General features: G+C 62.0%; 20 protein-coding genes. 11 read left to right on the top strand and 9 right to left on the bottom strand.

Going from position 1 to position 25,099, the window contains the following annotated elements; genetic code table 11:
• Positions 1-159 precede the first annotated feature (159 nt).
• Entirely contained in the window at positions 160-849 is a 690-nt protein-coding gene (locus OXH56_14925; protein ID MCY3556605.1) for a cupin domain-containing protein, read from the top strand.
• Here the strand turns inward: OXH56_14925 and OXH56_14920 are convergent.
• The gene (locus tag OXH56_14920) at positions 846-1,829 is read right to left on the bottom strand and encodes a hypothetical protein (GenBank protein MCY3556604.1); all 984 of its coding nucleotides are present in this window, start codon (positions 1,827-1,829) and stop codon (positions 846-848) included. The genes OXH56_14925 and OXH56_14920 overlap by 4 nt on opposite strands.
• 248 nt (positions 1,830-2,077) lie before the next feature.
• Here OXH56_14920 and OXH56_14915 point away from each other — a divergent pair, with 248 nt between their 5' ends.
• Positions 2,078-2,953 (top strand): N-acetylmuramoyl-L-alanine amidase, encoded by an 876-nt coding sequence (locus OXH56_14915; GenBank protein MCY3556603.1) that lies wholly within the window; start codon positions 2,078-2,080, stop codon positions 2,951-2,953.
• A 122-nt stretch (positions 2,954-3,075) separates the two neighbouring features.
• Positions 3,076-3,318, top strand: coding sequence for a hypothetical protein (locus OXH56_14910; protein MCY3556602.1), 243 nt, complete (start codon positions 3,076-3,078; stop codon positions 3,316-3,318).
• A gap of 14 nt (positions 3,319-3,332) precedes the next feature.
• Here the strand turns inward: OXH56_14910 and OXH56_14905 are convergent, their stop codons facing one another.
• Positions 3,333-3,920 carry a hypothetical protein gene (locus tag OXH56_14905; protein MCY3556601.1) on the bottom strand — a complete coding sequence of 196 codons (588 nt, stop codon included), beginning with the start codon at positions 3,918-3,920 and terminating at the stop codon, positions 3,333-3,335.
• 147 nt (positions 3,921-4,067) lie between these two features.
• On the bottom strand, positions 4,068-5,189 hold the full coding sequence (locus tag OXH56_14900) for a citrate synthase (GenBank protein ID MCY3556600.1): 1,122 nt from the start codon (positions 5,187-5,189) through the stop codon (positions 4,068-4,070).
• Positions 5,190-5,385: 196 nt separating this feature from the next.
• Between OXH56_14900 and apaG the strand changes: the two genes are divergently transcribed.
• The gene (gene apaG / locus OXH56_14895; GenBank protein ID MCY3556599.1) at positions 5,386-5,805 is read left to right on the top strand and encodes a Co2+/Mg2+ efflux protein ApaG; all 420 of its coding nucleotides are present in this window, start codon (positions 5,386-5,388) and stop codon (positions 5,803-5,805) included.
• Positions 5,790-7,217 carry a proline--tRNA ligase gene (gene proS, locus OXH56_14890; GenBank protein ID MCY3556598.1) on the top strand — a complete coding sequence of 476 codons (1,428 nt, stop codon included), beginning with the start codon at positions 5,790-5,792 and terminating at the stop codon, positions 7,215-7,217. The genes apaG and proS overlap by 16 nt, the downstream gene beginning before the upstream one ends.
• Here proS and OXH56_14885 read toward each other — a convergent pair.
• The 4 genes from OXH56_14885 to OXH56_14870 form a co-directional block, all read right to left on the bottom strand.
• Positions 7,211-8,857, bottom strand: coding sequence for an NAD(P)/FAD-dependent oxidoreductase (locus OXH56_14885; protein MCY3556597.1), 1,647 nt, complete (start codon positions 8,855-8,857; stop codon positions 7,211-7,213). The genes proS and OXH56_14885 overlap by 7 nt on opposite strands.
• A gap of 92 nt (positions 8,858-8,949) precedes the next feature.
• Complete coding sequence (locus tag OXH56_14880) at positions 8,950-10,068, bottom strand: Gfo/Idh/MocA family oxidoreductase (protein ID MCY3556596.1); 1,119 nt, start codon at positions 10,066-10,068, stop codon at positions 8,950-8,952.
• 56 nt (positions 10,069-10,124) lie between these two features.
• Positions 10,125-10,880: an energy-coupling factor transporter transmembrane component T gene (locus OXH56_14875; GenBank protein ID MCY3556595.1), complete on the bottom strand. Its 756-nt coding sequence runs from the start codon at positions 10,878-10,880 to the stop codon at positions 10,125-10,127.
• Between the two features lie 75 nt (positions 10,881-10,955).
• Positions 10,956-12,755 (bottom strand): energy-coupling factor transporter ATPase, encoded by a 1,800-nt coding sequence (locus tag OXH56_14870; GenBank protein ID MCY3556594.1) that lies wholly within the window; start codon positions 12,753-12,755, stop codon positions 10,956-10,958.
• A gap of 303 nt (positions 12,756-13,058) precedes the next feature.
• On the opposite strand from OXH56_14870, the gene OXH56_14865 reads away from it, so the two are divergent.
• From OXH56_14865 to OXH56_14840, 6 genes are read left to right on the top strand one after another with little or no spacing between them, the layout of a single operon-like run.
• Positions 13,059-14,588: an efflux transporter outer membrane subunit gene (locus tag OXH56_14865; GenBank protein ID MCY3556593.1), complete on the top strand. Its 1,530-nt coding sequence runs from the start codon at positions 13,059-13,061 to the stop codon at positions 14,586-14,588.
• Positions 14,589-14,595: 7 nt separating this feature from the next.
• Positions 14,596-15,810, top strand: a complete 1,215-nt coding sequence (locus OXH56_14860) for an efflux RND transporter periplasmic adaptor subunit (protein ID MCY3556592.1) — start codon at positions 14,596-14,598, stop codon at positions 15,808-15,810.
• Positions 15,807-18,983: an efflux RND transporter permease subunit gene (locus OXH56_14855; GenBank protein MCY3556591.1), complete on the top strand. Its 3,177-nt coding sequence runs from the start codon at positions 15,807-15,809 to the stop codon at positions 18,981-18,983. The genes OXH56_14860 and OXH56_14855 overlap by 4 nt, the downstream gene beginning before the upstream one ends.
• The gene (locus tag OXH56_14850; GenBank protein ID MCY3556590.1) at positions 18,983-21,010 is read left to right on the top strand and encodes a cytochrome P450; all 2,028 of its coding nucleotides are present in this window, start codon (positions 18,983-18,985) and stop codon (positions 21,008-21,010) included. The genes OXH56_14855 and OXH56_14850 overlap by 1 nt, the downstream gene beginning before the upstream one ends.
• A 37-nt stretch (positions 21,011-21,047) precedes the next feature.
• Positions 21,048-22,118, top strand: a complete 1,071-nt coding sequence (locus tag OXH56_14845) for a class I SAM-dependent methyltransferase (protein MCY3556589.1) — start codon at positions 21,048-21,050, stop codon at positions 22,116-22,118.
• A 24-nt stretch (positions 22,119-22,142) separates the two neighbouring features.
• Positions 22,143-23,117 carry a hypothetical protein gene (locus OXH56_14840; protein ID MCY3556588.1) on the top strand — a complete coding sequence of 325 codons (975 nt, stop codon included), beginning with the start codon at positions 22,143-22,145 and terminating at the stop codon, positions 23,115-23,117.
• Position 23,118: 1 nt separating this feature from the next.
• Here OXH56_14840 and OXH56_14835 read toward each other — a convergent pair whose 3' ends face one another.
• Complete coding sequence (locus tag OXH56_14835; protein MCY3556587.1) at positions 23,119-24,186, bottom strand: Rieske 2Fe-2S domain-containing protein; 1,068 nt, start codon at positions 24,184-24,186, stop codon at positions 23,119-23,121.
• Between the two features lie 276 nt (positions 24,187-24,462).
• The coding region (locus OXH56_14830) for a hypothetical protein (GenBank protein ID MCY3556586.1) at positions 24,463-25,099 on the bottom strand (637 nt) is incomplete at its 5' end.

Genomic DNA, 25,099 nt, shown 5'->3' with positions numbered 1-25,099 from the left:
GCCTGGGTCACGATTCGCAGCCAAGCTGGCCCGGGCGAGTGGCCATTAATGGGCGCAATTCGCGGTAACGGTGAAGATATGCTTGGTATAGAGAGGACCTTTGGACATAATCTACATGCGAAAACGAGGTACCGCCAGTTCGTCGATCGTGGAGGAACCATGGTCATTGAAGACGCCCGATACATGATCCGTTCGCTCAATTCGAACCAGACCTACTGGGAACAGGGTGTATTCCCGGAATGGACCGCCCTGAACTGTTACCGGCACTTTCCGGACGGCGGGGCCGGGACCGGCGTGGAGCCGCACTACCACGACAACGACGAGCTCTGGCTGTTCACGACAGGCCGTGGGGAGGTCAAGCTGGACGGCGTAAGGCACGAGATCACGCCCAATACCCTGGTCTATACGCCCATGGGTTGCGTGCACCAGTTCCAGATGTTCACACCCTACGAGAACAACGCCATCGTGACGCGCCTGGAGCGGGCGGGCAGGCCGCTGCACCTCACCGTGGAGGAGTATGGACCGCCCGAGCCCACCGTGCCCGGTTTCGTCGTTCCCGGTGGCATGAATACCGGCCCCATACGACATCCCGTCCCAAGGTGCCCCATTTCCGAATGGCGGCTGCAGCATTTTGAAGAAGTAAATGCTCAGCATGACGCCGTGCTGAACCGGAACGAGCACTGGATGGTACTGAGCGGGGCGGTGCGATTGGCGCTGGACGGTCGGGACGTTACGCTCGAACCGGGGGATATCGCGCTGCTCCGGGCAGGAACCGCACGCCGGTTGTCCGCGGAAGACCGCAGCACGCGGGCGGTGGTCGCGCGGGAGCATCCGACAGATGCGGTCTAGTCTTCGCCGATCGCCTGGTATATCTCGTCGAGCCACACGACCATCTCGGCCGTGATGTCGTTGTGGGGGCCCGGAATGCCCATCTCAGGCCAGGCCCATGCTCCGTTCCCCAGCTGGGCTTCGACCAGATTGTTTCCGACCCTGATCGCCATGTCGCGATACTTCGCTTCCCCGGTGAGTGTGTAGAGCATCGCGCCGGCCCAACCGACCTTGCCGGCACGCAACAGGCTGAAGTGATAATCCCCCACGTGCTCACAGAACCGCATGTACTCCTTCGCGAGGTCCAGCCATTCCGCTTCGCCGGTGGCCATGTACAGCCGGCACAGGAAACCCGCCGCGATACCGGGATGGTAGAAGGACTGGTCCCGCGACTCGTCCCGCGTCAACACGTACCTGAAGTCGTCGCCGTCCATCACCTCGGTAATCAGTCCGCGTTCGCGGCTGTAGACCGTCCACAGCGCGTTCGGGAAATCGGGCTGTTCCTCCATCAGTCGCCGCATCCAGGCGCCTACGCCCCTGGCCACGTCCAGTCTGCCGGTGTATACGGCGCACCAGCCACAGCCGCTCACGACCCACAGATCCTGTTTGGTACCGCCGTCGCGAGCCGTCGGATGGGAGTAGAAGCCGCCGCTGGCGTGGTCGCGGAACCCGATGAGGAAGTCCATGCCGCGCCAGGCCAGGTCGAAGGCGCCCATGCGGTGTGCAGCTTTGATCACCCAGGCGTTGTGGTAGGTGTAGTAGTAGCTGTCGAGCTCGTTGGCGGGACGCGGTCCGAAGTCGCCGTCGGGGAGGAACCCATTCTGCCTGATCCACCGGACCAGGCGGTTTGCCGCATGAGACAGGCCGCACACGAGAAACGCGGCGGGTACCTTGTAGTACTCGGTGACGCCGAGACGGGGATCGCCGAAACTGCCGTCCGCGTGTAATTGGCCAAGCAGGTAGCGGCCGCCGCGGTCTCTCGCTTCCCTGAACGCGCTCATTCAATACTCCGGAGAGGAGCGTTTGACGATCAAGTCCATCGGGGCTGTCCCCATTCACAAATTCGTATTGATTCGCGTTAAGTTAAACCGAACCCGCTTCCTGATTGGATTCTACACCGGATCCATTACATTGTAAATCCTGGCTAGAAATGTCACGCGGCAATACGCCCCATGAATGTGCACCAACGCACTCGGCGTTTCAATCACAAATAAAAGCGCCGCTACCTTTGTTGCGAACGGAACCTGACATGAAGATTACCCGTGTTACGCGGTTTGGTCTGTTGTGGATGCTTTCGATGTTTATGGCCGGTTGTTCGAACGTCATCTATATCGAGTCGACGAACCAGAACAGCCGGGTCGATTACGTGGTAATTCACGCCACCTCGGTGAACTACGCGGAGTCTGTAAGGTTGCTCACCACCCGGACCGGGCGTCCGGTCAGCGCACATTATCTGATTCCCGACGAAAACGACCCTACCTACGGACATCGCCGGTTGCGTTTGCATCAATTCGTGAAGGAAAGCCAAAGGGCATGGCACGCCGGTGTCAGCTACTGGGCCGGGGATACGGGGCTTAATGCCCGATCCATCGGGATCGAGATCGTAAACGAGTTTAGTTGCGTATCGGATACGTCAGCGGTCGAGGATAGCGGTCCGGACGCGTTCGTCTGTGATTTCCCGCCGTTCAGTGAAGCGCAGATCGAGATGTTGATCGAATTGCTTCGGGGCATTCAGCAACGGCACCCCCGCATAAGGCCGCTCAATTTCGTCGCTCACTCCGATATTGCGGTCCCACACCGGCGCCGGTCGGATCCGGGCCCCCTCTTTCCCTGGCGACGGCTGTACGACGAAGGCATTGGCGCCTGGTATGAAGAGGAAACCAGGTTGCGTTACATGGCGCAATTCGAGGTCCAGCTACCTACGGTCGAAAGAGTGCAGACCGCGCTGCTCAGGCTCGGATACCTTGTCGAACCAACCGGCGAACTGGACCACCAGACGCGCTTCGCCGTACGCGCGTTTCAAATGCACTTTCGCCCCTCGGACTATGGCGGAGTGCCCGACGTTGAGACCGCGGCCATTCTCTGGAGCCTGATCGATAAATACCGCGGCGGGTACCTGCCTTGACTGCATGGTGCATGTCAAAAACCATTGCAGTTTGAAAAACGTCGAGAATCCAAATTCGGAACGCGACCAATCATTATACCAGCAAATGCGCACGACAATGAATCAGGTAGGGAGTATTGGAAATGGCAATGGTTGACTATCTAATGCCGGCGGCCGTGATTTTAGTGGCGGTGTCAGTTTGGATTTTCAGTTGGATTTTCTTCCTGCGAGGCAAGATGGTCGAAAAACGTGAATTGGATCCAGCCAAGAACGACCTGGTAAGAGAGATCGGAACACTACAGGAAAGGACTATGGCAGATATCGTGGAACTGAGAGCCGATGTAAGGGAAAACAGGCATGATGTAAAGACCTCATTGTCACGCTGAAATGAAGTGACGACCTACAGCTTCCCGAAGATCATCGACACGCCCAGGCTCATCCACTTCCAGTCGTCGCCGGACACGTTGTACTGCGCCTGGAGGCTGAAACGGCCGAGCAGGAGTCCGATGCCGGGGGACACGACCAGGTCTCTTTCCGTGACGAAGCGTTCTTTCGCATTCGCGTTGGCGTTACCCATTTGCCGCGTTCGCTTGTATACCACGCCGGCCGCGCCCTGTACGAACAGCCGTTCCAACGGGTAGAATCGCAGGCCGGCGGTCACCGGTATGCTGGAGTAGTTGCCCTCGATCCGGTCGACGATGGCGTCGAGACCCTGGTCGACCAGGTCCTCCGCTTCGGTGCGGGACTTGATCTTCTCGCTACCGTAGGTGACGTAGCCGCCCGAGCAGACCAGCTGGACGCGATAGCTGAACCAGTACGTCAGGGCGGCATGGGCACCGTAACCGTAGTCTTCTTCGACGAGACCGGCAAGACCCGCGGCGGGGCGGGCCACTTCGCCGCCCAGGTTGAAATTGAACTGTCCGGACGCCGGCAGCGTGAAGAAACTGATCGATGCCGCGAAGATCAATTTACGGAAGGCTTGTCTCATGTTACCTGTCCCCGATCCGGTCTAGTCGTTCAAATGGTACCCGGCCGATTACACTGCCGCGCGGGCGTACCGTGGTCAGACGGCTTGTGCACGGGCGACTTCACCGCCTCGCGGGGCGTACCGTGGTCAGGCGGCTGGTGCCCCCGGTCAGGCGGGGCGGCTTTCCAAAGGTATGTACGGTGCTTCGGTCGGTCCGGTATACTCGCCCACCGGGCGGATGATCCGGTTGTCGGCGTACTGTTCGAGGAGATGGGCGGTCCACCCGCTGATCCGGCTGCAGGCGAAAACCGGTGTGAACAACCTCGCCGGAATGCCCATGCTGGCGTAGACCGAGCCGGAGTAGAAATCCACGTTGCAGGCGATTCCCTTCAGGTCCATCATGGTTTGTTCGATCACTCGGGACATATCATACCACTTCAGGTCGCCCGCCATCCTGCCCAGTTCCTCCGAGAGGCGGCGCAGGTGCGTCGCACGGGGGTCCTCCGTCTTGTATACGCGGTGACCGAATCCGGGAATCTTCACCCCGGCGGCCAGCTTCTCCCTGACATAGTCCGCGGCCTGGGAGCTCTCCCCGATCTCGTTGAGCATGTCCATCACGTCCTTGTTGGCGCCGCCGTGCAGCGGTCCCTTAAGCGTGCCGACGGCCGACGTGACCGCCGAGTGCATGTCCGACAGCGTGGCCGCGGTGACCCGGGCGGCGAAGGTCGATGCGTTCAATTCGTGGTCGGCATGCAGGATCAGGGCGATGTCGAAGGCCTTCGCGTGGTCGGCGTCCGGGATCGTTCCGTTCAGCATGTACAGGAAATTTGCGGCGTGGCCCAGGTCCGGACTCGGCGCGATGGGGTCGCTGCCACCGGAGATCCGGTGCCAGGCGGCGGTAACGGACGCAAACTGGGCGGTCAGCCGGACGGCTTTGCGCAGGTTCGCTTCGCGGGTGTGGTTCGCCGCATCCGGGTCGTAGGCGGACAGGAACGACACGACAGAGCGGAGCACGTCCATGGACGGCGTGCGGCGCGGGATCGCCCGCAGCAAGTCCAGGATTGCTGCAGGCAATGTCCTGCCGGCGATGAGCTGCTCACCGAGTTCAGTCAGCTGTCCCGACCCGGGCAGGTCGCCATGCCACAGCAGGCAGGCGGTTTCCTCGAAACTGGAATGGGCGGCGAGGTCGTGAATGTCGTGGCCCCGGTAGAGCATCCTGCCCTGCAGGCCATCGATGAAACAGATGGCCGTCTGCGCGGCTACGACGCCTTCAAGACCTGGATTGACCATACCGAATCTTCCCCGGTGGATACGGTTTTATGCCGTGGACAGGATAGGGATGCGGCCCCGGAGTGTCAAGGTGTTTTTAGTCCGGATTTCGCCGCCGGGGAAGGTGTTTCCCCTCGGTTTTTTATTTGTCGATGTAGCCCCCCGTATTTATCTTATACACCTTCGTTTTATCGGGTCGATTCCAGGGAGCAACGCGATGCCGACACCACTGAATTCCGACACCGTCACCCATGGCATACGGGTCCAGGTATATCCGGGCTATCTGCCCGATCATTCCGATCCCGGCCAGAGCCAGTACGTGTTCGCGTACCGTATCGTAATCACCAATGGCAGCGAGCGGTGGGTGAAGCTGATCAACCGTCACTGGGTCATCATCAACGCCGACGGCAAGCGTAGCGAAGTCAGAGGACCGGGCGTCGTGGGATTGCAGCCCGAACTCGAGCCCGGGGAAAACCACGAATACCAGAGCCTTTGCCCCCTGGACACGGAGTGGGGCACCATGGAAGGCGAATATGAAATGCGGGACGCGGACGGCCGCAATTTCGAAGTCGAGATCGGCCGGTTCTATCTCGCGATATCTTCGGACGAAAAGGTGGAGTCATGGCAAAAAAACTGACCGCGCAGTCAGACGATTTCTCGGCCTGGTACAATGAAGTGATCGCAAAAGCGGAACTGGCCGACAACGCACCGACCCGTGGCTGCATGGTCATCCGGCCATACGGCTTCGCGCTCTGGGAGAACATGGTGGCGGTGCTGGACCGGATGTTCAAGGACACCGGTCACGTAAACGCCTATTTCCCCCTGTTGATTCCCGACAGCTTCTTCCAGAAAGAAGCGGAGCACGTGGAGGGGTTCTCGCCCGAATGCGCCGTGGTTACGCACGGCGGGGGAAAGAAACTCGAAGAAAGCCTCATGGTCCGCCCGACCTCCGAGACCATAATCGCGGACATGTACGCCCGGTGGATCCAGTCCTATCGCGACCTGCCGCTGCTGATCAACCAGTGGGCCAACGTCTTCCGGTGGGAACTGCGGCCGAGGGCCTTCCTGCGGACGACGGAATTCCTCTGGCAGGAAGGTCACACGGCCCACGCCACGGCGGCGGAGGCCGAGGAAGAGACCCTGCGCATCCTGGACATTTACCGCACCTTCGCCGAAGACTACATGGCGATTCCGGTATTGTTCGGTCCGAAAACCGACGCCGAGAAGTTCCCCGGCGCGCTGCAGACCTACGCCATCGAAGGCATGATGAAGGACGGCAGGGCCCTGCAGATGGGCACTTCGCACGACCTGGGGCAGAACTTCTCCCGGGCCTTCAACATCGATTTTCAGACGCGGGACGGGTCGCGCGAACACGTCTACCAGACGAGTTGGGGCATGAGCACCCGGACCGTCGGCGCCATCATCATGGCCCATGGCGACGACCGGGGACTGGTCTTGCCTCCCCGCCTGGCGCCTCACCAGGTCGTCGTCATTCCCATCGCGAAGTCCGACGAGGAACAGGCGGTCGTGAAAGAAGCCGTCGACAGGCTGGTTGCGTCGCTGGAAGGCGTGCGGGTGAAGGTGGACGACCGCGAGCAGTTCGGCCTGGGCTGGAAGTTCACCGAGTGGGAAACGAAGGGCGTGCCGCTGCGCGTGGAACTCGGTCCGCGGGACATCGCGTCCGGCCAGGCGGTGGTCGTGCGCCGGGATACGGGGGAGAAGGAGTTCGTTTCCCTCGAGTCCCTGGGCAATCGGGTTAGTGAACTGCTGGAGACCGTGCAGCGGGAAATGTTCCAGCGCGCCCTGGATTTCCGCGAAACCCGTTCCCGGGAGATCCGGGACCGGGAAGCCTTCGTATCGGCCGCGAACGGCGACAGCGGGTTCATCCACGCCTACTGGTGCGGCGATCCGGCGTGCGAAGCCGCGATAAAAGACGAAACCCGAAACACGATCCGGTGCGTCCCCATGGACTGGGAGGCCGATCCGGGCGCCTGCGCGTATTGCGGGCGGACGTCAGAACGAAAGGTCGTCTACGCCCAGGCCTACTGATCCCCGTACATCCCCAGCACTTCCATCGCCGCGTTACGCCCGTTGACGGCAATCACGCTGCCGCCCGGATGGGTGCACGCCCCGCACAGGTAGACCCCGGGCATGGGTGTCCTCGGTTCGAGGCGTTTCTCCCACATGTAGGCCGGCAGGATCTCGCCCTGGAAGATATGGCCGCCGGTCAACCCCACCTTCTTTTCGATATCCGGCGGTCCCATGACGTCCATTTGCAGGACGGCATCGGGCATGTTGCTGCAGAAGCGGCCGAGTGATGCCAGGGCCAGCCTCCCCACCTCCTCTCTCCGGGAATCCCAGTCGCCCTCGGCGAAGGCGTAGGGGACGAACTGGGCGAAGATGCTCATGGTGTGACGGCCCGCCGGCGCCACGCTCGGATCGTGGGCGGTATGGAAGTAAAGTTCCTCCCAGAGGCGCGGGGGCAACCGGCCTTCTCCGGCGATGGCGTGGTATTCGTGCCATTGTTGTGCGGTAAGGGGGATGTTGACCTGCCCCCGGTGGTGGTCTTCGTCCGTCCCCGGCCGGCTGGTGAAATCCGGCAATTCGGCGAGGGCCACGTTGATCTTGACGGTCGCGCCGGTCTGGGGCACCGATTCTACGCGGGCCTTCCATGTCCCGTCGGCCGCGTCGCCGAGGAGGCGCAGCGTGACCCGGGGATCGGCGTTCGATACCACGGCCTTCGTGCGGACGCGCTCGCCGCCCTCCAGTTCGACGCCCTCGCCGGGCATGATGCGGGCAACGGGCACGCCCGCGGCCACCACGGCGCCCGAGTCTCGCGCGATGTCGCACAGCATGAAGGACACCATGCCCATGCCGCCTCGCACGTACCCCCACATGCCAGGCATGCCGGCCATCGTTCCCGTAGAGTGGAAAACGTGCACGGAGGCGGTTCCGGGTTCGTAGGGGCTGGCATTCGTCCCGATCACGCCCTGGCCGGTCAGGGCCATGCGCAGTCGCTCGTCTTCGAGATACCGCTCGACGTATTCGACCATGGACCATTCAAAGAGCAGACCGATCGCTTCCTGGTCGCCCTCGAGACGTTCTTCGATCTGCTCCCGGGTCGGCGCCCGTCCGATCCAGATGTCTTCCTCGCCCGGCGGGCGCAGGGCCTCCCGGATGCGCCGCATGGGCGTGTACATGGCCTGGAAGCCCTCCACGTCCCGGGGCGACAGGCGGCGGATCTCCTCCAGGCAGCGGTCGTCGTCCTCCCACAGCTGTACGCTCGACCCGTCCTCGAAGGGTACGAACATGCCCGCTTCGGCCGGCGTCCATCGGTAGCCGTAGCGTGCGAAATCCAATTCCTCGATCACCTGGGGATGGAGCAGGCCGGCGAGGTAGGCGCAGGGCGATACGCGGTAACCCGGCCAGGTTTCTTCGAGTGTGCAGGCGCCGCCCACGCGTTCCCGGGCTTCAAGGACCAGCACCCGCTTCCCGGCGCGGGCGAGGTAGGCCGCGCAGGCCAGGCCGTTGTGCCCGGCGCCCACGACGACCGCGTCCCAGTCGCGTTTCGCGAGCGAGGACACGGGTTCGGGCAGGCCGATGCGGCCCATTTTGTCGCGGCAGGACCCATCCGGCGCCGAAGACGCCGCGGACATTGATGCAGCGGAACTTACGGTGCGCGTACTCATATTGGTCATCCGTCCCACGTGAATCGCTTCAAATTGACCGGCTTGACACGGACGCGGGTGGTTTTCATGGCGGATCTCTGTAGGCGTCCTTGCTAGATCAGGTTCGGCAACAACGGGTGGTCCCGATTTTCCAGCGGCAGGGCGATACGGCTTTCCGCCAGGTGGGCGGCAAAGACGCCGTGGATCATTTCCAGTGCCCAGCGACCGTCGTATCCGCTGTTCACCGGCCTGCGCCCGTCCCGTCTCGCCTCGAACACGTCGCGGACGATGGCGGCGTTGGCCGCCGCCTGAAGCGCGCTCATTGAAGGCTGCTCGGGGGGCTCAAGTTCCAGCGCTTCCGCGGTAACGTCGCGAACCGCCGCGTCGTCGTCCGGATGCCAGACCGGCGACTCGTGGATCCTGATCTGCTGGGACGATTCGTGGACGGTCATGATGCCCTCTGAACCGTACACCCACATCCCGTACCGCCGGGGGTGGGGAGCCTGGTGGCGGCGCGTTTCGAAAGTGGCCGTCACGCCGTGGCCGAAACCGTACATCGCGTGGATGGCGTCGCCCGCGATGAGGCCCAGTTCCTCCGGACCCTCCACGGCGTCTTCCAGGGTCGCCGGCCGGCCGCCGGCCATGGTCACCGACGCCTGCACCCAGGCGGGGTTTCTGCCCAGGAGGAACCGGAGCATGTCGAAAAGGTGGGTGCCCAGTACCATGAGGTCCTCGCCGCCCCCGCGATGGTCCTCCTTGCCGTTCATGCGGACGTGGAGTATATCACCGATGGCGCCGTCGGCGAGCAGTTGACGGGCGTGCCACGCGGCCGCGTGCATGCGGCCCTGGTGGGCGATGCCCATCATCACCCCGGCCTTCTCGCAGGCCTCGATCATGGCGTCGGCCTCGGACAGCGTGCGGGCCATCGGTTTTTCGAGGAAAATACACGCGCCCGCTTCCGCGACGGCCAGGGTCATGGCGGCGTGCTGGTCGAGCCAGCGGGGACATATGCTGACGATATCGAACCACTCGTTGCGCAGCATTTCCCGGTAGTCCGTATACAGGTTCCGCACGCCCAGCCGCCGGCCCGCTTCCCGCAGGCCGTCCGGATCGTCGTCGGCCACGGCGATGATGTCCACGTCCTCCATGCCGAGGTACACCGTGTCCAGGCCGTGGCCGTAGTTGCCCCGGCCGGTGCGTCCGATCACACCTGCCCTGTATCGTCGGTCCATTTGATGCTCCTCCGGTATCGGCGGCACCTCTCCGGAAGCCTCTCCCTGTGAATCGCTCACTGGACCGGCATCAGCCAGCCCGCGATATTCAGGACCAACAGCAACCCCAGAATGGCATAGTCACGCCAGACAAAGGGAAAAGCAAGGTACTCCGTTCTCCTGCCCCGCATGCCGAAACCCTTGGATTCGAGGGCCATGGAGAGCAGGTCGGTATCGCGGATCGCGTAAACGAATATGGGCACCAGCAGCGGCACGTACTTGCGGGCCCGCTGCAAAACGTTCCCGCTCTTGAGATCGAGGCCCCGTGCCTGCTGGGCCTGGACGACCGTACCGATACGCGTAAAAAACAGGGGAACGAGCCGAAAGGCAAGGGAGAGCGCGAAACTGACGGCGAAGGGCAGCCCGATGGCCCGGAGTCCGTAGGCGAATTCCTCCACTTTCGTACAGGAAACGAAGACCATGCCGGAAACGAGCATGGCCTCGAGCCTGAATCCCATGGCGAACCCGAACCGTATGGACTCCGTCGAGAGCGTGAACAGTCCGAAGGACCAGAACGGATCGCCGACGCGTCTGAACAGCGACCAGGATACGACGCTGAACACGAGCACGGTGATCATGAGCGGCAGGATCCGGCGGAGGTTTCTGAACGCGCCGGCCGAACGCGCCAGCAACAGGACACCTGCCAGGATGACCAGCTGGTACCAGGGCGACTGAAAGGCCACCGTGAGGATCAGCAACAGGGCCAGTCCCACGATCTTCGTCGAGGGATGGAGCCGATGCAGCAGGGAATCAGAGGGTATGTAGAGCACCATGGGCAGTCCGGGCGTTCGGTGAATGGCCGGAACAGGCAGTCTTGCCCGCCGGCCGTGATCCTGTGCGGCCGGGATCTATTCCTCCACGCGTTCCAGGCAGTCGGCAATCTCTTTGACGGAACGTGCCACGAGTCCGAATTCATAACCGAGACGCACGGCCTCGGGCGCTTCAAGGTACAGCGATTCCAGCAAGTCGGGATTGCTGAAACACGTCCGCACGTCTCCATCCTGGACGACGCGCCCTCCCGACATGATGATACACCGGTCGGCGTATTCGGCGACGACCCACATGGAATGGGTGATCATGACCACGGTACGGCCGGATTCGTTAAGCCGCCGGACCAGGTTCAGTATGGCGACCTGGCCGTGATAGTCCAGCCCGGTGGTCGGTTCGTCCAGGACGAGGATCCCGGGGTCTGTGGCCAGCACCGATGCCACGGCGAGTTGCTGCCTTTCTCCCCGGGTCAGGTTGAAGGGGTCCTCGAGGTCCCGGCCGGGCAGGCCGGTTTCTGCCAGGGCTTTGTCTACTTTCTCCCCGACCTCTTCTTCCGAGAACCCGTAGTTCCGCGCGCCGAAGGCGACTTCGTCCCGCACGGTATTGGCGAAGATCTGATGGTCAGGATTCTGGAACACGTATCCGACGCGGCGTCCCAGATCGGGCAGGGTCCAGTCGGTGGTGGATTTGCCCAGGACCCGGACCTTACCCTCCGTCGGGGTGTGTAGTCCGTTGAGGTGCTTGGCGAGCGTCGTCTTGCCGCAGCCGTTCTGCCCGACCAGCGCGACGAATTCGCCGGCCGCGATGTCCAGGCTGACCCCGTCCACGGCCGGCAGGGCTTCGCCATATCTGAAGACCAGGTTTTCGATGTGTATGACGGCCTGGCGCGGTTCTACCGGTGGTTCACGTGACGGTTCGCGCTGCGTTTCATCCTGTATCGCTCCCGGTCGTTCACCGGCTGTTTCGTGCGCCGGTTCCTGCGGTGGTTCAACCGACGAGTCACGCCACCGCGCGCCTTCCAGGCTCTCCTGGGCAGACTTTTTGACGCGCCATCCGGCCGAACGGATTCGTGCCGCCGCGTCCGGTATGGTCAGGGCATCGGTCTCCAGGCCCAGTTCGGACAGCAGCACCGTGGTCTGGAGCGGCCGTACGCCATGCCGTTCCACGTTCCTTGGATCGGCCAGTATCTCGCCGGGCGGTCCCTCCTGGACGATACGCCCTTCGTGCATCAACAGGATCCGGTCCGCGCTCAGGACGTGTTCGGTCTCGTGCTCCACCAGGACGATGCCTTCAATCTCGTTCCGCAGGACCTGGGCGAGCTTGAATATGCCTCGTTTTCCGATAGGATCCAGATCGGTCGTCGGTTCGTCCATGACAAGCACTGAGGGACTGCCCGCAAGCACCGAGGCGATGGCCAGCCGCTGCTTCTCGCCCCCCGACAGACTGGAGGGGTCCCGCTGTTCGAAACCCGACAGGCCGACCCGGTTCAGCGCCTTTTTGACGCGGGTTTTCATCTGATCGCGGTCCACGGCGAAGTTCTCGAGCGCGAAAGCCGTCTCGAGTTCCACGTTGGTGGAGAACAACTGTGCCTCGAAATCCTGGAAGACCAGGCCGACGATCCGTGCCAGTTCGTAGACTTGGGGTCGTTCGGATGCCTGGTGGCCGGCTACCTGCAGGCTTCCGTCGAGCCTGCCTTTTGTAAAGGAGGGGATCAGCCCGTTCAGGCAGCGGCACAGGGTGGATTTTCCCGCGCCGGTCTCGCCGACGATCACGGTAAACTCGCCGCGGCGATGATGGTAGTTGATCTGGTCGAGCGCGGGTATCGCGGCGTCCCGGTAGGTGAACGCGAGGTCGCTGAGCGTGAGGATCGGCTGGTTCAAGAGACTTGATTCATGGTGGGATTACACCGTGTATGGCCGTGTTTGGAAACCGCGGAATGTTAGCGGATGTTCGGCTGTTTGTCAATAACGGCATGGAATCGAAGGGCAGGCCGATTCTCGTATCGACTGCGTCATTGAAGCGCCATTGGTGATAGCGCGATCCAACCTTTATTCTTGTTAAATCGCTACAATATAGTAAGTTAACAGGGCTTCCAGGTTCTGTCGGACTGAATCGAACAGTGCATGCGGGTTTTCATTGCAGAGGGTCAGACAGTCGATCGCGGCCCCGGGCATGGAATCGACATGGTACGTTATTCCGTACTTTTCTCCATTTTGCTCCTCTCGGCCTGTTCCCTGGCGCCGAACCGAAACCTTCCGGTGCTCGAATCGGTACCGGAAACGCCCGGCGCGTTTGCCGCCGGCGTAGCGGATTCCGGTGCGTACCGGCCCCTGGCGTGGTGGAAGTCATTCGAAGATCCGGTCCTCGACCGGGTAATCGAGGAAGTGCTCTCTTCGAATTTCGACCTGGCCGGAGCGGTCGCCCGGGTACAGCAGGCCCGGAGCCGGGCGGGCGTTGCCCGGGCTGCGGCGTTTCCCCTGCTTCAGCCTTCGTTAAGCGTGAACGACTTCGACGGTCCGACGAACGCCGGCATCGGAGCGCAACTGGAGGAAGTCGGGCTGGACCCGGAATCCCTGAGCGCGGCGGGCGTGGAGATCCCCGACCGTCTGGGACTCACCACCTATACCCTGAGTATGGACTTCGCCTACGAACTCGATTTCTGGGGCCGCAACCGCAACGATACGCGATCCGCCGAGGCCGAACTGGCGGCCACGGAGGCGGACTATCTCAGCGCACGCATGGGGGTGCTGGCCGAGACCGTCCGTACCTATCTGGAGATTTCGAGTTTGCGCCGTCAGCAGGCGCTGTCCGGCGAGATCGTGGCCGTCCTGCAACAACTGGAATCGCTTGCCGAGTCCCGGTACGAACGGGGACTGATCGAATTGGAGGATCTCCACACAGCGCGGCGCAGACTGCGCGAAGCCCAGGCTGAATTGCCGCAGATCGAAGCGCTGCGTGCGGACGCCGAGGGGCGCCTTTGGATACTCATGGGTGGCTTCCGGGCCGACCTGGCACATACGCTGTCCGATTCCGCCGGTCCTGCGCCTTCACTCGATCCCGTCCCCGCGGGCATCCCGGCCGATCTCATGGTCCAGCGGCCCGATGTCCTCGCGGCCATGCAGCGTGTGGAAGCGGCGCGGTTTTCCGTCGGCGCGCGGCGCGCCGACCTGCTGCCTAGGTTGTCTCTGCAGGGCGCGATCGGCCTGCAAAGCACCGATTCGAGCGAATGGTTCGACCCCGATCAATGGTTCAGGAACCTCACCGCGAATTTGCTGGGTCCCGTATTCCAGGGTTCCCGGATTCGGAACAGTATAGCGATCGCGGAGGCGCGGCTGAACGAGGCCGCTGCCGCCTATGGACGCTCCGTAGTCACCGCGGTAAACGAAGTCGAATCGGCCCTGGTGGGACTCGACGCCAGTCGCCGCAGACATGCGCTGCTGGCCGCCATCTCCGATGAAACCCGGTCCGAATCGGCGCTGCAGGAGCAAAGATACGTATCAGGCGTGGGGGCATACGAAGCGTTCCTGGCGGCGGAACAGACCCATTTAGCGGCGCAGTCGATACTGGCGGCAGCGGCGCGGGACCTGGGTTACGCCAGGCTCGCTCTCCATCGCGCACTGGGCGGCACCTGGACCGCCACCGACCGTGAGCGTCTCATGCTGCGGCAGCCCCAGCCGGACGGTCGTCTTTCTGCCCGTCCTCCAACGGAGTGAATAAGCCATGTCGCGTTTAACCAGTTTTCTCGTTGCCGGCGGCATACTCGGAGTTTCCGTGGCATTGGCCGCCCTGTTGATTTCGCTGGCCCCGCAACCGACGCGCACGGAACAGCCGCCCCAGGTACCCTTCGTTCAGACGGGCCTGGTCACCGCGGGATCCGGACCCGTTCCGGTGTTCGGTTCCGGTACGGTAAGGCCGAGTGCGGAGATCGATGTCGTTTCGCAGGTAGGCGGCAGAATCGCGTGGGTCGACCCGGGGTTCCTGAGTGGCGGCCGGATCGCGGCGGGGGATACGCTCTTCCGCATCGAGGATGTCGACTACCGGTACCGGGTGCGGGAAGCGGAGGCCGGTCTCGCGGCCAGTCAACTGGCATTGCTGCGGGAGGAGGAACAGGCGTCGATTGCCCGTTCACAGCACGATCTCTACACTGCGCGCAAAGGGAATGCTTCTTCGGAAGACAACGCAAATCCACTCGCGTTGAGAGATCCACAGCTGAAGGCGGCCCAGGCCGCACTGGATCGCGATGAAGCACGTCTCGCCGAGGCCAATCTCGCCCTGTCCAGAACCCATATAACCGCACCTTTCGACGGCTTCGTACAGGAAGAGTCCGTGGATGTGGGACAGATCGTTGCCGCCGGCCAGCCGGTCGCAAGCGTTTTCGCCGCCGATGCCGTGGAAGTCGTCGTGCCGCTATCCGATTCCGATGCCGCATTGATTCCTGGGTTGTGGTCGCTTTCGGCGGGCGACGGGAACCGGAGCGTCGGTGCGCGCGTAATCGCCCGTTTCGGTGAAGGATCCTATGCCTGGACGGGTTACGTGGACCGAAGCGAGCCATACGTTGACCGGCAAACGCGCACCATCGACGTAATCGTACGCGTACCGGATCCCTTTCGATCGGGACAGCCCATGGACGGCACGGCTCGTCCTGGCGGCAATCCCCCCCTGCTGGTCGGCAAGTACGTCGAAGTGGAAATCAACGGTCTTGAGCGGGATGATTACTACCTGGTTCCGCGAGCGGCGCTGCAATCCGGCAACGAGGTCTGGATCGTCCGTGATGGCGGCGCAGTACATATCGTTCCAGTGCAGGTACTTCAGCGTACCGGCGATATAGCCTATGTGACGGGTGACCTCGAAGAAGGCCAGGCCGCCGTCACCGGCGGGATCCGGTTTACGACGGAAGGCATGCGTGTCCAGACGGAGACCGGCCAGACCCCATGAGCATGGAAAACGGCAATCATAAAGAACCTTCCGGTCCGATCGCCTACATGGCGGGCAACAGCGTAGCCGCCAATCTGTTGATGTGGGCCATCGTAGCCGCGGGCCTGGTTTCGCTGACCGGCATCGACCGTGAAGCGTGGCCCACCACGCCCTTCTACCACATTGAAGTGTCGATGGCCTATCCAGGCGCCACGCCGGAGGAGATCGAGGAGTCGATCGTCGTCAAGATCGAGGATCAGGTCAGCGGACTGGATGACGTGAAGGCGGTCAAGTCCGTGGCGGCCCCGGGAATCGCGTCCGTGCGGGTTCAAATGGATTCCGGTACGGACATGGCGCAGGCGTTGAACGATATCGAGTCCGCGGTCAATCGCATACAGTCTTTCCCGGCCGGTGCCGATCGTCCCAGTTTCCGGGAGATGGACAACCGCATGAGCTTGATGCGGCTCATCGTCTACGGCGACGTGTCCGAGCGCTCGCTGAAGGAATTGGCGTATCAGATCGAGGATAAACTCACGGTGCTTCCGTCCGTGTCCCAGGTCGACGTCAGCGGCGTTCGGAAATACGAAATCTCCATCGAGGTACCGCTCCATCGGCTGAGCGCCTTTGGCCTGACACTCAACGACATCGCCGATACCATCCGTCGCAGTTCATTGAACCTGTCCGCCGGCAGTATCGATACCCGGGAATCCCAGGTGCGGATCCGGACTTTGGGCCAGAACTACGACCAGCAGGATTTCGAAGATATCGTCCTGCTCAGCAGGCGTGACGGAACCGTCGTTCGTCTCGGGGATATTGCCGTGGTCCGCGACGGTTTTCAGGAATCCGACCTTATCGTCCGGCATCAGAACCATCCCGCTGTATTCGTCGAGGTGTACCGGGCCGATGGAGAACAGGTGATGGACGTCGCGACGAACGTCCGGGAACTTCTGGAAAACGAGGTGATCCCGGCACTGCCGGACGGCGTGGCCGTTACCATGTGGAATGACGAATCCCAGGTCTATGAGGAACGCGCCGATCTCCTGATCAAGAATGGAATCCTGGGACTGTTGCTGGTGTTGATCGCGCTCAGCCTGTTTCTCCAGATCCGGCTTGCGATATGGGTCGCCGCCGGCCTCGCTGTTTCGGGTATCGGCGCGCTGGCCGTCATGAATGCGTTCGGTGTGTCGATCAACGAAATCAGCCTGTTTTCCTTCGTACTCGCCATAGGGATCGTCGTCGACGACGCCATCGTCGTATCCGAGCACATTCAATACGAACGCAGCCGGGGAACGCCCGGCGTTACAGCCGCGATCCGCGGTGTACGACGGATAAAGGTGCCGTTGACTTTCGCGGTGCTCACTTCGGTGGTCGCTTTCGTCCCGCTGCTGTTCATCCCCGGCGGCATCGGTGACGTATGGCGGGCTCTGCCGGTCATCATCATCGCCATGCTATTGGTCTCCCTGGTCGAGTCGTTGCTGGTGTTACCCAACCACCTGTCCCATTTGAAGGGTCCGGAATGGGTGCCGGTAAACGTATTCGAACGTTTCTTCTCTCGAATCCAGGGTCGGGTAAACGAGTTGCTGAACCGGTTCGTGCAGGGTCTGTTGGACCGCGCGCTGCGGTTCGCGACGGATCAGCCCGCGATCACGATGGGGGGCGCCGTGGGCATGCTCGTGCTCAGCATCTCGCTGTTGCCGGCGGGCATCGTACCCACTACGCTGGCCGCTGACATCGAGGGGGATTTCGCGACAGTCGTCCTGGAGATGCCTGATGGGACGACCGCCCCGAGGACATACGAGGTGGCACAGGAACTGGAGGCCGCGGGTCATCGGGTCATGGAACGGCTCTCGAGTGGCCGGCCCGAGGATGCGCCGCCGCTGCTGAGCGGCGTTACGGTGACCGTCGGTATGGGATCGAGACTCGAAGGCGGACTCAATCCGGCTCCCACCCTCAATCCCCAGGCCAACATCGCTACCATTGAATTCAAACTCCTGAGTGCGCAGCAAAGGCAGATCTCATCCGGAGAGGTCGTGCAGGCATGGCGGGAAGAGGTGGGCGTACTTCCCTACGTGCGCGGCCTCACCTTCAGCGGCGCGGTGTTTGACCTGGGCAACCCGGTCGAGGCCGTACTGTCCCATCCGGACCCTGAACTGCTCGCCCGGATTGCGAACGACGTGGTCGACGGTCTCCGGGAAGTGGCGGGTGTCCACGACATCCGGTCGGATCACACCCCGGGCATTCCGGAAATGCAGCTTGAACTACGGCCGGAAGCGCGTACCCTGGATCTGACGCTGGAAGCGTTGGCCGGACAGACGCGCGCGGCGTTTTTCGGCGCGGATGCCGTCCGGGTCCAACGCGGCAGGGAAGAGGTCCGCGTCTACGTGCGCCTGCCCGCCGATGAGCGGAGTTCCATCACCGATATCGAAAGGTACCTGGTCCGCACGCCGGGCGGGGCCGAGGTCCCGGTCGTCAGCGTGGCCACGCTGAACCCGGGCGTTTCGCCGCCGGCCATACGGCGGAAGGATGGCCAGCGTGTCGTCACGGTCTCCGCGGACGTGGACGCCGCGGTCATCTCCGGCGACCAGGCCAACAACATCCTGGAAGGTTCGATCCTTGCGGCATTGACCGACGTGTACCCGGATCTGACCTACACGTTCGGAGGTGAACAACAACAGCAGCTCGATTCCCTGGATGCGCTGTATCGCGGGTTTGCGATCGCGCTGATCATGATTTTCGCACTGCTCGCCATCCCCTTGCGATCCTATACCAAGCCGTTCATCATCATGGCGGTGATCCCCTTCGGATTCATCGGAGTGATCCTGGGCCACTGGGTCCTTGGCGTAGCCCTGAGCGCCGTGTCCTTTCTGGGAATCTTCGGCCTGAGCGGCGTGGTCGTGAACGATTCCCTGGTCATGATTGATTTCATCGATCAGAAACGCAAGGAGGGCGACCCGATACGGACCGCGATCATCGAGGGCGCAAAGGGTCGTTTTCGTCCGATTATGCTCACTTCCCTGACTACGTTTCTAGGTTTTACGCCGCTGATTCTGGAAACCGCCATTCAGGCGCAGTTTCTGGTTCCCTTTGCCGCATCGCTCGGTTGCGGTATACTCTTTGTTACGGTTATAATCATGATGGTCGTTCCCGCGCTTTCCACCATTCATCTGCGTATGATGAAGGGAGGGCAGATCTGATGACTGAAACCAATAAAGGCACGAAGCCCCAACCGCTTACGTTGACTCAGGAACTCATCCTGATGCTGCTCAACGAGGAGACCGGCTACTTCCACCAGGTGCCCGGTTGGCATTTGCATTGCGCCGTGGTCGGTGCCGTGCTTGCGGAACTCTCACTCAGGTCCCGCATCGACACGGATGTGGAGTCCCTGTTTCTCCTCGACCAGACGCCCACGGGCAATTCCACCATCGATTTCATACTCGAGGAAATCGCGAGCGAGCCCAATCAGCAGAATACGCAATACTGGATCGAACGGCTGGCTCCCCGGGCGGAGACGATTATCGATTCGGTGCTGGATCGCCTGGTAGAAATGAAAGTCCTGGAACACCACGACGGCGAGTTCTGGACGCTGGCCCGAGTCGACTGGAAGATGGGATTGTACGAAGAGGACGAAAAGGGCACGGCGAATCAGTTCATCAGAACGCGGATCAGCCGGGCGATCTTCATGAACGAGATACCCGACCCGAGAGACGTCATCGTCATATGCCTGGTCAATACCTGTGACGTTTTTCGATTCATGTTCCAACTCGACGAAGAGTCGGAGCAGCGCATCGAGTTCATCTGCAAGATGGACGAAATCGGCCGGTCAATCGCCGAAGCAGTCTCACACAAAATGGCCAGCCCGACGCTTCGCCGGGCCGCTTTTACGCGTAAGATCCCGATGGTTTCGCTTCGTAAACTGCTGCGAAACCCGCACGTACGAGACGGCAACCTCAACGCGCTATTTGCGAGCCTGGCAGAGGAGTACGGTCCGGTGTTCAAGATCCGTCCTCCGTTCGCCAGGCCCATGGTCTTTATGGCAGGACTCGAGGTAAACCGCTGGGTGCACAAGCACGGACGCATGTACCTGAGGGCCAGGGATTACTTCAGCGAATTCGAGAAGGTCTACGGGGCATCCGGCCTCTTGCCTTCCCTGGACGGCGCCGATCACTTCCGGCTTCGCAAGTCCCTGTCGCCAGCGTATTCCCGCGGGAGACTGGGAGGGCAGTTGGGCCAGCTCTACCAACATGCGCGCCGTCACATGGCAAGCTGGAACGTCGGAGACGCCTATACCGCTTCGACCATGTGCCGCCGGATGATCAACTCACAACTTTCGCCCCTGTTTATCGGCGTCGATTCCCAGGACGTCCTGGACGATCTGATGAAGTTCAAGGAACGGGCGCTCAGCGTGCACGTCGCCAGGATCCTGCCTAAATTCACGCTGAACACCCCGGGCATGAAACGGCGGGCGAAAGCCCTGGATACGCTGATGGAACGAATAGAAGGCGTCCATACCCCTGCCCAACGGGCCGACAGCCCGCGGGACCTCGTGGACGAGTACCTCAGCCTCCACGCAAGCGACCCGCAGTTTCTCCCTGAATCCAACCTGCGGTTTTCCTTTTCCGCGGCGTTGATTGCCAGCGTGTACCTGGGCGATATGTATAGCCTTGTGGTATACGCCATGGTGTCACAGCCTGCGCTCTACGAGAAAATCCGAGAGGAATCCGATGCCTTGTTCGGGAACGGCGATCCGGAAGCAGAGGCGCTCGCACCACCCGCGATCGACGTTACGCACCGCTTCCTCATGGAGTGCATGCGCATGTACCCGATCGTGCCCATGTCAATTCGAAACGTAATGAACGTGTGTGTTTTCGACGGGTACGAACTGCCCCTGGGAGAACGGCTCCATATCGCGCCGACCGCCACGCATTACATGCGCGACATATTTCCCGACCCGTACAAATTCGACATCGACCGCTATCTGCCGCCGCGCCACGAACATCGCAGTCCCGGATACGCTCCGTACGGACTGGGCACGCACATGTGCCTCGGCACCCGTTGGATGGAACTGCAACTGGCGGTCAACCTGCTGTTGCTGGCGCATTACTTCAGGCTCGAAATGTCGCCCGCAAACTTCAAGCTCAAGTTCAATCCGTTTCCCTCTTTGAAACCGAGCAAGAAGCTGAAATTCGTCATCACCGAGCAGAGACGCGAGTTGCCTGTCTGAAGCCGTTGAGACGAATTCCAGGGGAGATGTCACCGTATTGAAACTGGGTAAACTGTCCAGAGATCTGCGTGAGGCTTACCGGGGAACGGGCGTCAAGGGTCGTGTCCGGCACTTCGACGGCTGGATCGCGCGGTCGGCCCGGTCGGCCCGGTCGGCCCGGTCGGCCCGGGCGGCGCCGGAATCCGACGGCACGGGCGGATACGACCATGCGTCAACGGTGCAAGAGTACTATGATCTTTGCAGCGGATTCATGGTGTGGGGTTGGAACGAATCCCTGCATTTCGTACCACTCACACCCGATGAGAGCCTGGAAGAATCCATCGTCCGTCATCAGCGGTTGATGATCTCGAAGCTGGACTTGAAGCCGGGCATGACGGTGGTGGACGTTGGTTGTGGGGTCGGCGGCCCTATGCGCCGCGTCGTCCGTGAGACCGGTGTCAAGGTCGTCGGTATCAACATCAGTGAAGTCCAACTCAAACAGGCAAGGAAGTTGAACGCCGAGGCGGGAATCGGCCACATGGTCGATTATGAGGCATGCAGCTTCATGAATATGGACGGCATCGAGGACGGGACGTTCGACAGGGGCTATGCCATCGAGTCGACGTGCCACGCGCCGGACAAGGTACGCGCGTTCGAGGAGATATACCGCGTACTCAAACCGGGCGCGCTGTTCTGGGGCCAGGAAATGTGCCTGACCGACAAGTTCGATCCGGAAGACGCCAGCCACCGTGCTATTGAGCAGGAACTCCGGCGTGGTATTGCACTGAACGACATCGCGACGTTCGAAGAAGTGAATCGCGCGCTTGAAGCGGCGGGATTCCACGTCATTGAAGGAAAGGACCGGGACATCCAGGAAGGACCGTCCACGCCCTGGTATCGTACCATGGATAGTCGTCACGGCACGTTGGGGAATACGCTGCGCAGGCTTCCATGGGGCCGTAAAGCCATCATCGCGGGATCGAAGATGGCCGAAATGCTGCGTCTGCTACCGAAGGGTTCATCGGAAGTCGTCCGGCTCCTTGATCGCACCGCGGACGCCTATGTTTCGGGTGGCAAGACAGGTATCTTCACACCGCTGTACTGTTTCCTGGCTCGCAAACCTCTTTAGACCCGAATAAACAGAGATGGCAAGATGACACTTTCGCGATTTGCGCGTCTCGCTACGATCGGGGCGCTCGTGCTTCTTGTGTGCTGCCTTGCTGTCGTGGCCACTGCAGACGCTCAGTCCGGTGGGGATGCCCAGCCCGACGTGAACGCTCAGTCCGGTGCGGACGGCCAGTCCGACGTGTATGCCGAGCCCGGTGCGGATGCCGAGTCTGACGTGAATGCCGAGTCCGGTGCGGACGCCCAGCCCGATGTGAACGCTCAGTCCGGTGGGGATGCCCAGCCCGACGTGAACGCTCAGCTTGGTGCAACCGCCCAGTCAAGCGTGAACGCGCAGCCGATCGACAACGCGCGAACCGCTTTCGAGGAAGGCCGTTTTCTCGAGGCCGCGGATCTGGCGGAAGCGGTCGGGACGTCCGTGGGATTCGCCCTGGCGGCGCAATCGCTCGCGGTGTACGGCCACTACGTTGCGGCCAGTGATGACCGGAAGGGGTTCTTTGAACGTGCGATGAAACTCGGCGAGGAGGCGGTGCGCGCCGATTCGACCAATAAAGAAGCGTATTACCAGTCCGCGCACGCCGTTGGCCGGTATGCGCTGACCGTCGGCACGTTTACGGCGCTTCGCCGGGGCCTGGCGGGCAGGGTCCGTGGACTGCTGGAATCCGCGCTTGCCATCGATCCCGACTTCGCCGATGCGCACATGGCCTTCGGGGGCTGGCATGCCGGTATAGCCCGGGCCGGGCGCGTAGCCCGGTTCCTGTACAAGGGGAACCGCGAGAGCGCGGTCATCCATTACGAACGGGCGCTGGAACTCGCGCCGGACTCGATGATCGTCCTGCTGGAATACGCGCTCAAGTTACCCGAACTCGATAACGAGGGCGGCCGGGAGCGTGCCGGGGAATTGCTGTCGAAGGCGGCCGGACTCCCGGCGCGGGACGCCTTCGAAGCGCTCATCCATCAGGATGTGCTGGAGACCCTGGCGGTACACGAGAACGGCCGGTAGTTCATCGGGCAGCGTAGAACTGACGGCAATAACGCCGGTACAGGCCGATGGGGCCGTCGGCCTTGCACAGCCGGGGCGGCGTGCGAAACTGCTTTCGTTCCCAGATCACCACGTCCTGCAGCACATCCCGCTTCTGCTGCGAAAGAAGGATCTGGTTCATCAGTCGCCGGCGCAGCTTCGACGGCAGGAATCCCAGGCCGGAGACGAACCGCCGCGGCTTCCGGATCTCCCGCAATTGGCTGACCAGCACGAGGTCGATGTACTCGCCGTCGACCGGGGTCGGGAGGACCCAGAGCCTTGCGTGCATATCGATGGTCTTCTCATGGATCTCCACGTAGGAGTATCCCAGTCCGTGGATGTGCGTGACAGCCGAGACCTCGTAGACCATGTCCGTAACGCCCAGGACGCTGCGGACGCGCTTGAAGTCGAAACAACTCTTCAGGTAGGCGCCTTCCACCGTGACTGATCCGACCGGGTTTACGTTGTCGTAGCCGTGCACGTAACGCAGGTGGCCGATGTCCACGGAGTTCTCCGCGGTTTCCTGGGGGTGACTGCGAAACCGGAGGGTTCGGTAACCCAACTTGCCCCACGCGCTGCCGGTCGGCGGGTCGTCCGGCAGGTACCAGTGCGCGGACCGTCCGCCGAGTCCGTACCAGGCGAAGACCATGCCGAGGATCTCCCGGGTCTCGTACACGGCCAACCGAGCAGCTTTCGGCGCCGGAGCGTTGGGCGTCGCGACGCATTGCCCGGTCGTATCGAACTCGAATCCGTGGAACGGGCAGACCAGGCGGCCGTCGCACACCTTGCCGCCGACCTTCGGCCCCAGGTCGGAACCCAGGTGCGGACACACGGCTTCGGCCACGCAGACCCGGCCTTCCTCGTCGCACCAAGCGACGATATCCTCCCCCATCCACTGCTTCTCGATCAGGTTTTCCCGCTGCAGCGTTTCGCGGGTCGTGACCAGGTACCAGCCTTCCGGGAACGGATGAAGCCCATCATTGGCCTGGCTGTCGTTGAGCCCAGTATCCGCGTCGGCCGTCAGCGTTGCGATCGTTTCGGATGAATGCAAGGCCATTCCTCCAGCGGTCTACCGCGGTCCGAGGGCATTCGTCGGCGGATCGAAGGATCGCCGTGTCAGGATGCGCGGCGTCGGTCTTGACTGTAAGTATTATAACTACAAGGCGTTAACGCGACAAGCAGGATTTGTCCGAAGCTGGTGGCGAGAGGATTGGATCAGGCGAAATCAGGCCCGGCTTCCGGTGGCCCGGCTTCCGGTGGTACCGCGCGCACCGGTCGGACGTGCGCCGACAGGACATTGGAAGGTCCAATCGAAACCGGGCCGTGCTCAACCCTTCGCCTTCCTGAATCGCCCGCCATGCAGTATCCGTCCGTAGTAATTGAACATCCGCCTGGCCTCGGTGTCGTCGAAGGGATAGTCTGCGCCGATCTGCCGGGCGGCGGCGAGGCCGGTCACGAAGCAGGTCTCCTGGCTGTTCACCAGGGTGTGGGCGCCGCAGTGCCAGGTACGCCGCCTGCCCTGGATGAATCGGAACAGTTGGATGAGCCAGGCGACGTGGCGCACGTCGTGCACGATGTGCTGGAACCAGCACTTCTTGACGATTTTCTGCGCATCGATCGGACTGACCGGGTTGTAGGTCACCAGGCAGGGTTTGTCGGACCGACTGACCCACGGTTGCTGGTTGTGCATGATGTAGGTGATCTCGTAGTTGTCCGGCCTGGCGCCGTACTGTTCGATATGATTGCTCCGCGTTTCCAGCGGTCTGACTTCGTTCTCCGGAAGGACGGATGCGTCCGAGTGCACGACCGTGTGGTTGTGGAGTTCGCTCTCATAGCGAATCGACGACAGTATGTAGCGCTCCAGGAACGTGGGCCGGTCGAGCAGCATCAGGGTCTGGTTCGCGTTGCAGGCGAAGATCACCTCGTCGAACGTCTCCTCCACGCCGTCGGCGTCCTCGACCACG

Source organism: Gemmatimonadota bacterium, assembly GCA_026702745.1.
Classification (GTDB): domain Bacteria; phylum JAAXHH01; class JAAXHH01; order JAAXHH01; family JAAXHH01; genus JAAXHH01.
Note: the sequence above shows the minus strand (reverse complement) of the source record. Positions and strands in the feature narration are given on the sequence as shown.

Bases quoted from the DNA above. Each gene is read 5' to 3' on its own strand.
- OXH56_14925 (MCY3556605.1), top strand. From the start codon at position 160: ATGGTCATTGAAGACGCCCGATACATGATCCGTTCGCTCAATTCGAAC.
- OXH56_14920 (MCY3556604.1), bottom strand. From the start codon at position 1,829: ATGAGCGCGTTCAGGGAAGCGAGAGACCGCGGCGGCCGCTACCTGCTT.
- OXH56_14915 (MCY3556603.1), top strand. From the start codon at position 2,078: ATGAAGATTACCCGTGTTACGCGGTTTGGTCTGTTGTGGATGCTTTCG.
- OXH56_14910 (MCY3556602.1), top strand. From the start codon at position 3,076: ATGGCAATGGTTGACTATCTAATGCCGGCGGCCGTGATTTTAGTGGCG.
- OXH56_14905 (MCY3556601.1), bottom strand. From the start codon at position 3,920: ATGAGACAAGCCTTCCGTAAATTGATCTTCGCGGCATCGATCAGTTTC.
- OXH56_14900 (MCY3556600.1), bottom strand. From the start codon at position 5,189: ATGGTCAATCCAGGTCTTGAAGGCGTCGTAGCCGCGCAGACGGCCATC.
- apaG (MCY3556599.1), top strand. From the start codon at position 5,386: ATGCCGACACCACTGAATTCCGACACCGTCACCCATGGCATACGGGTC.
- proS (MCY3556598.1), top strand. From the start codon at position 5,790: ATGGCAAAAAAACTGACCGCGCAGTCAGACGATTTCTCGGCCTGGTAC.
- OXH56_14885 (MCY3556597.1), bottom strand. From the start codon at position 8,857: ATGAGTACGCGCACCGTAAGTTCCGCTGCATCAATGTCCGCGGCGTCT.
- OXH56_14880 (MCY3556596.1), bottom strand. From the start codon at position 10,068: ATGGACCGACGATACAGGGCAGGTGTGATCGGACGCACCGGCCGGGGC.
- OXH56_14875 (MCY3556595.1), bottom strand. From the start codon at position 10,880: ATGGTGCTCTACATACCCTCTGATTCCCTGCTGCATCGGCTCCATCCC.
- OXH56_14865 (MCY3556593.1), top strand. From the start codon at position 13,059: ATGGTACGTTATTCCGTACTTTTCTCCATTTTGCTCCTCTCGGCCTGT.
- OXH56_14860 (MCY3556592.1), top strand. From the start codon at position 14,596: ATGTCGCGTTTAACCAGTTTTCTCGTTGCCGGCGGCATACTCGGAGTT.
- OXH56_14855 (MCY3556591.1), top strand. From the start codon at position 15,807: ATGAGCATGGAAAACGGCAATCATAAAGAACCTTCCGGTCCGATCGCC.
- OXH56_14850 (MCY3556590.1), top strand. From the start codon at position 18,983: ATGACTGAAACCAATAAAGGCACGAAGCCCCAACCGCTTACGTTGACT.
- OXH56_14840 (MCY3556588.1), top strand. From the start codon at position 22,143: ATGACACTTTCGCGATTTGCGCGTCTCGCTACGATCGGGGCGCTCGTG.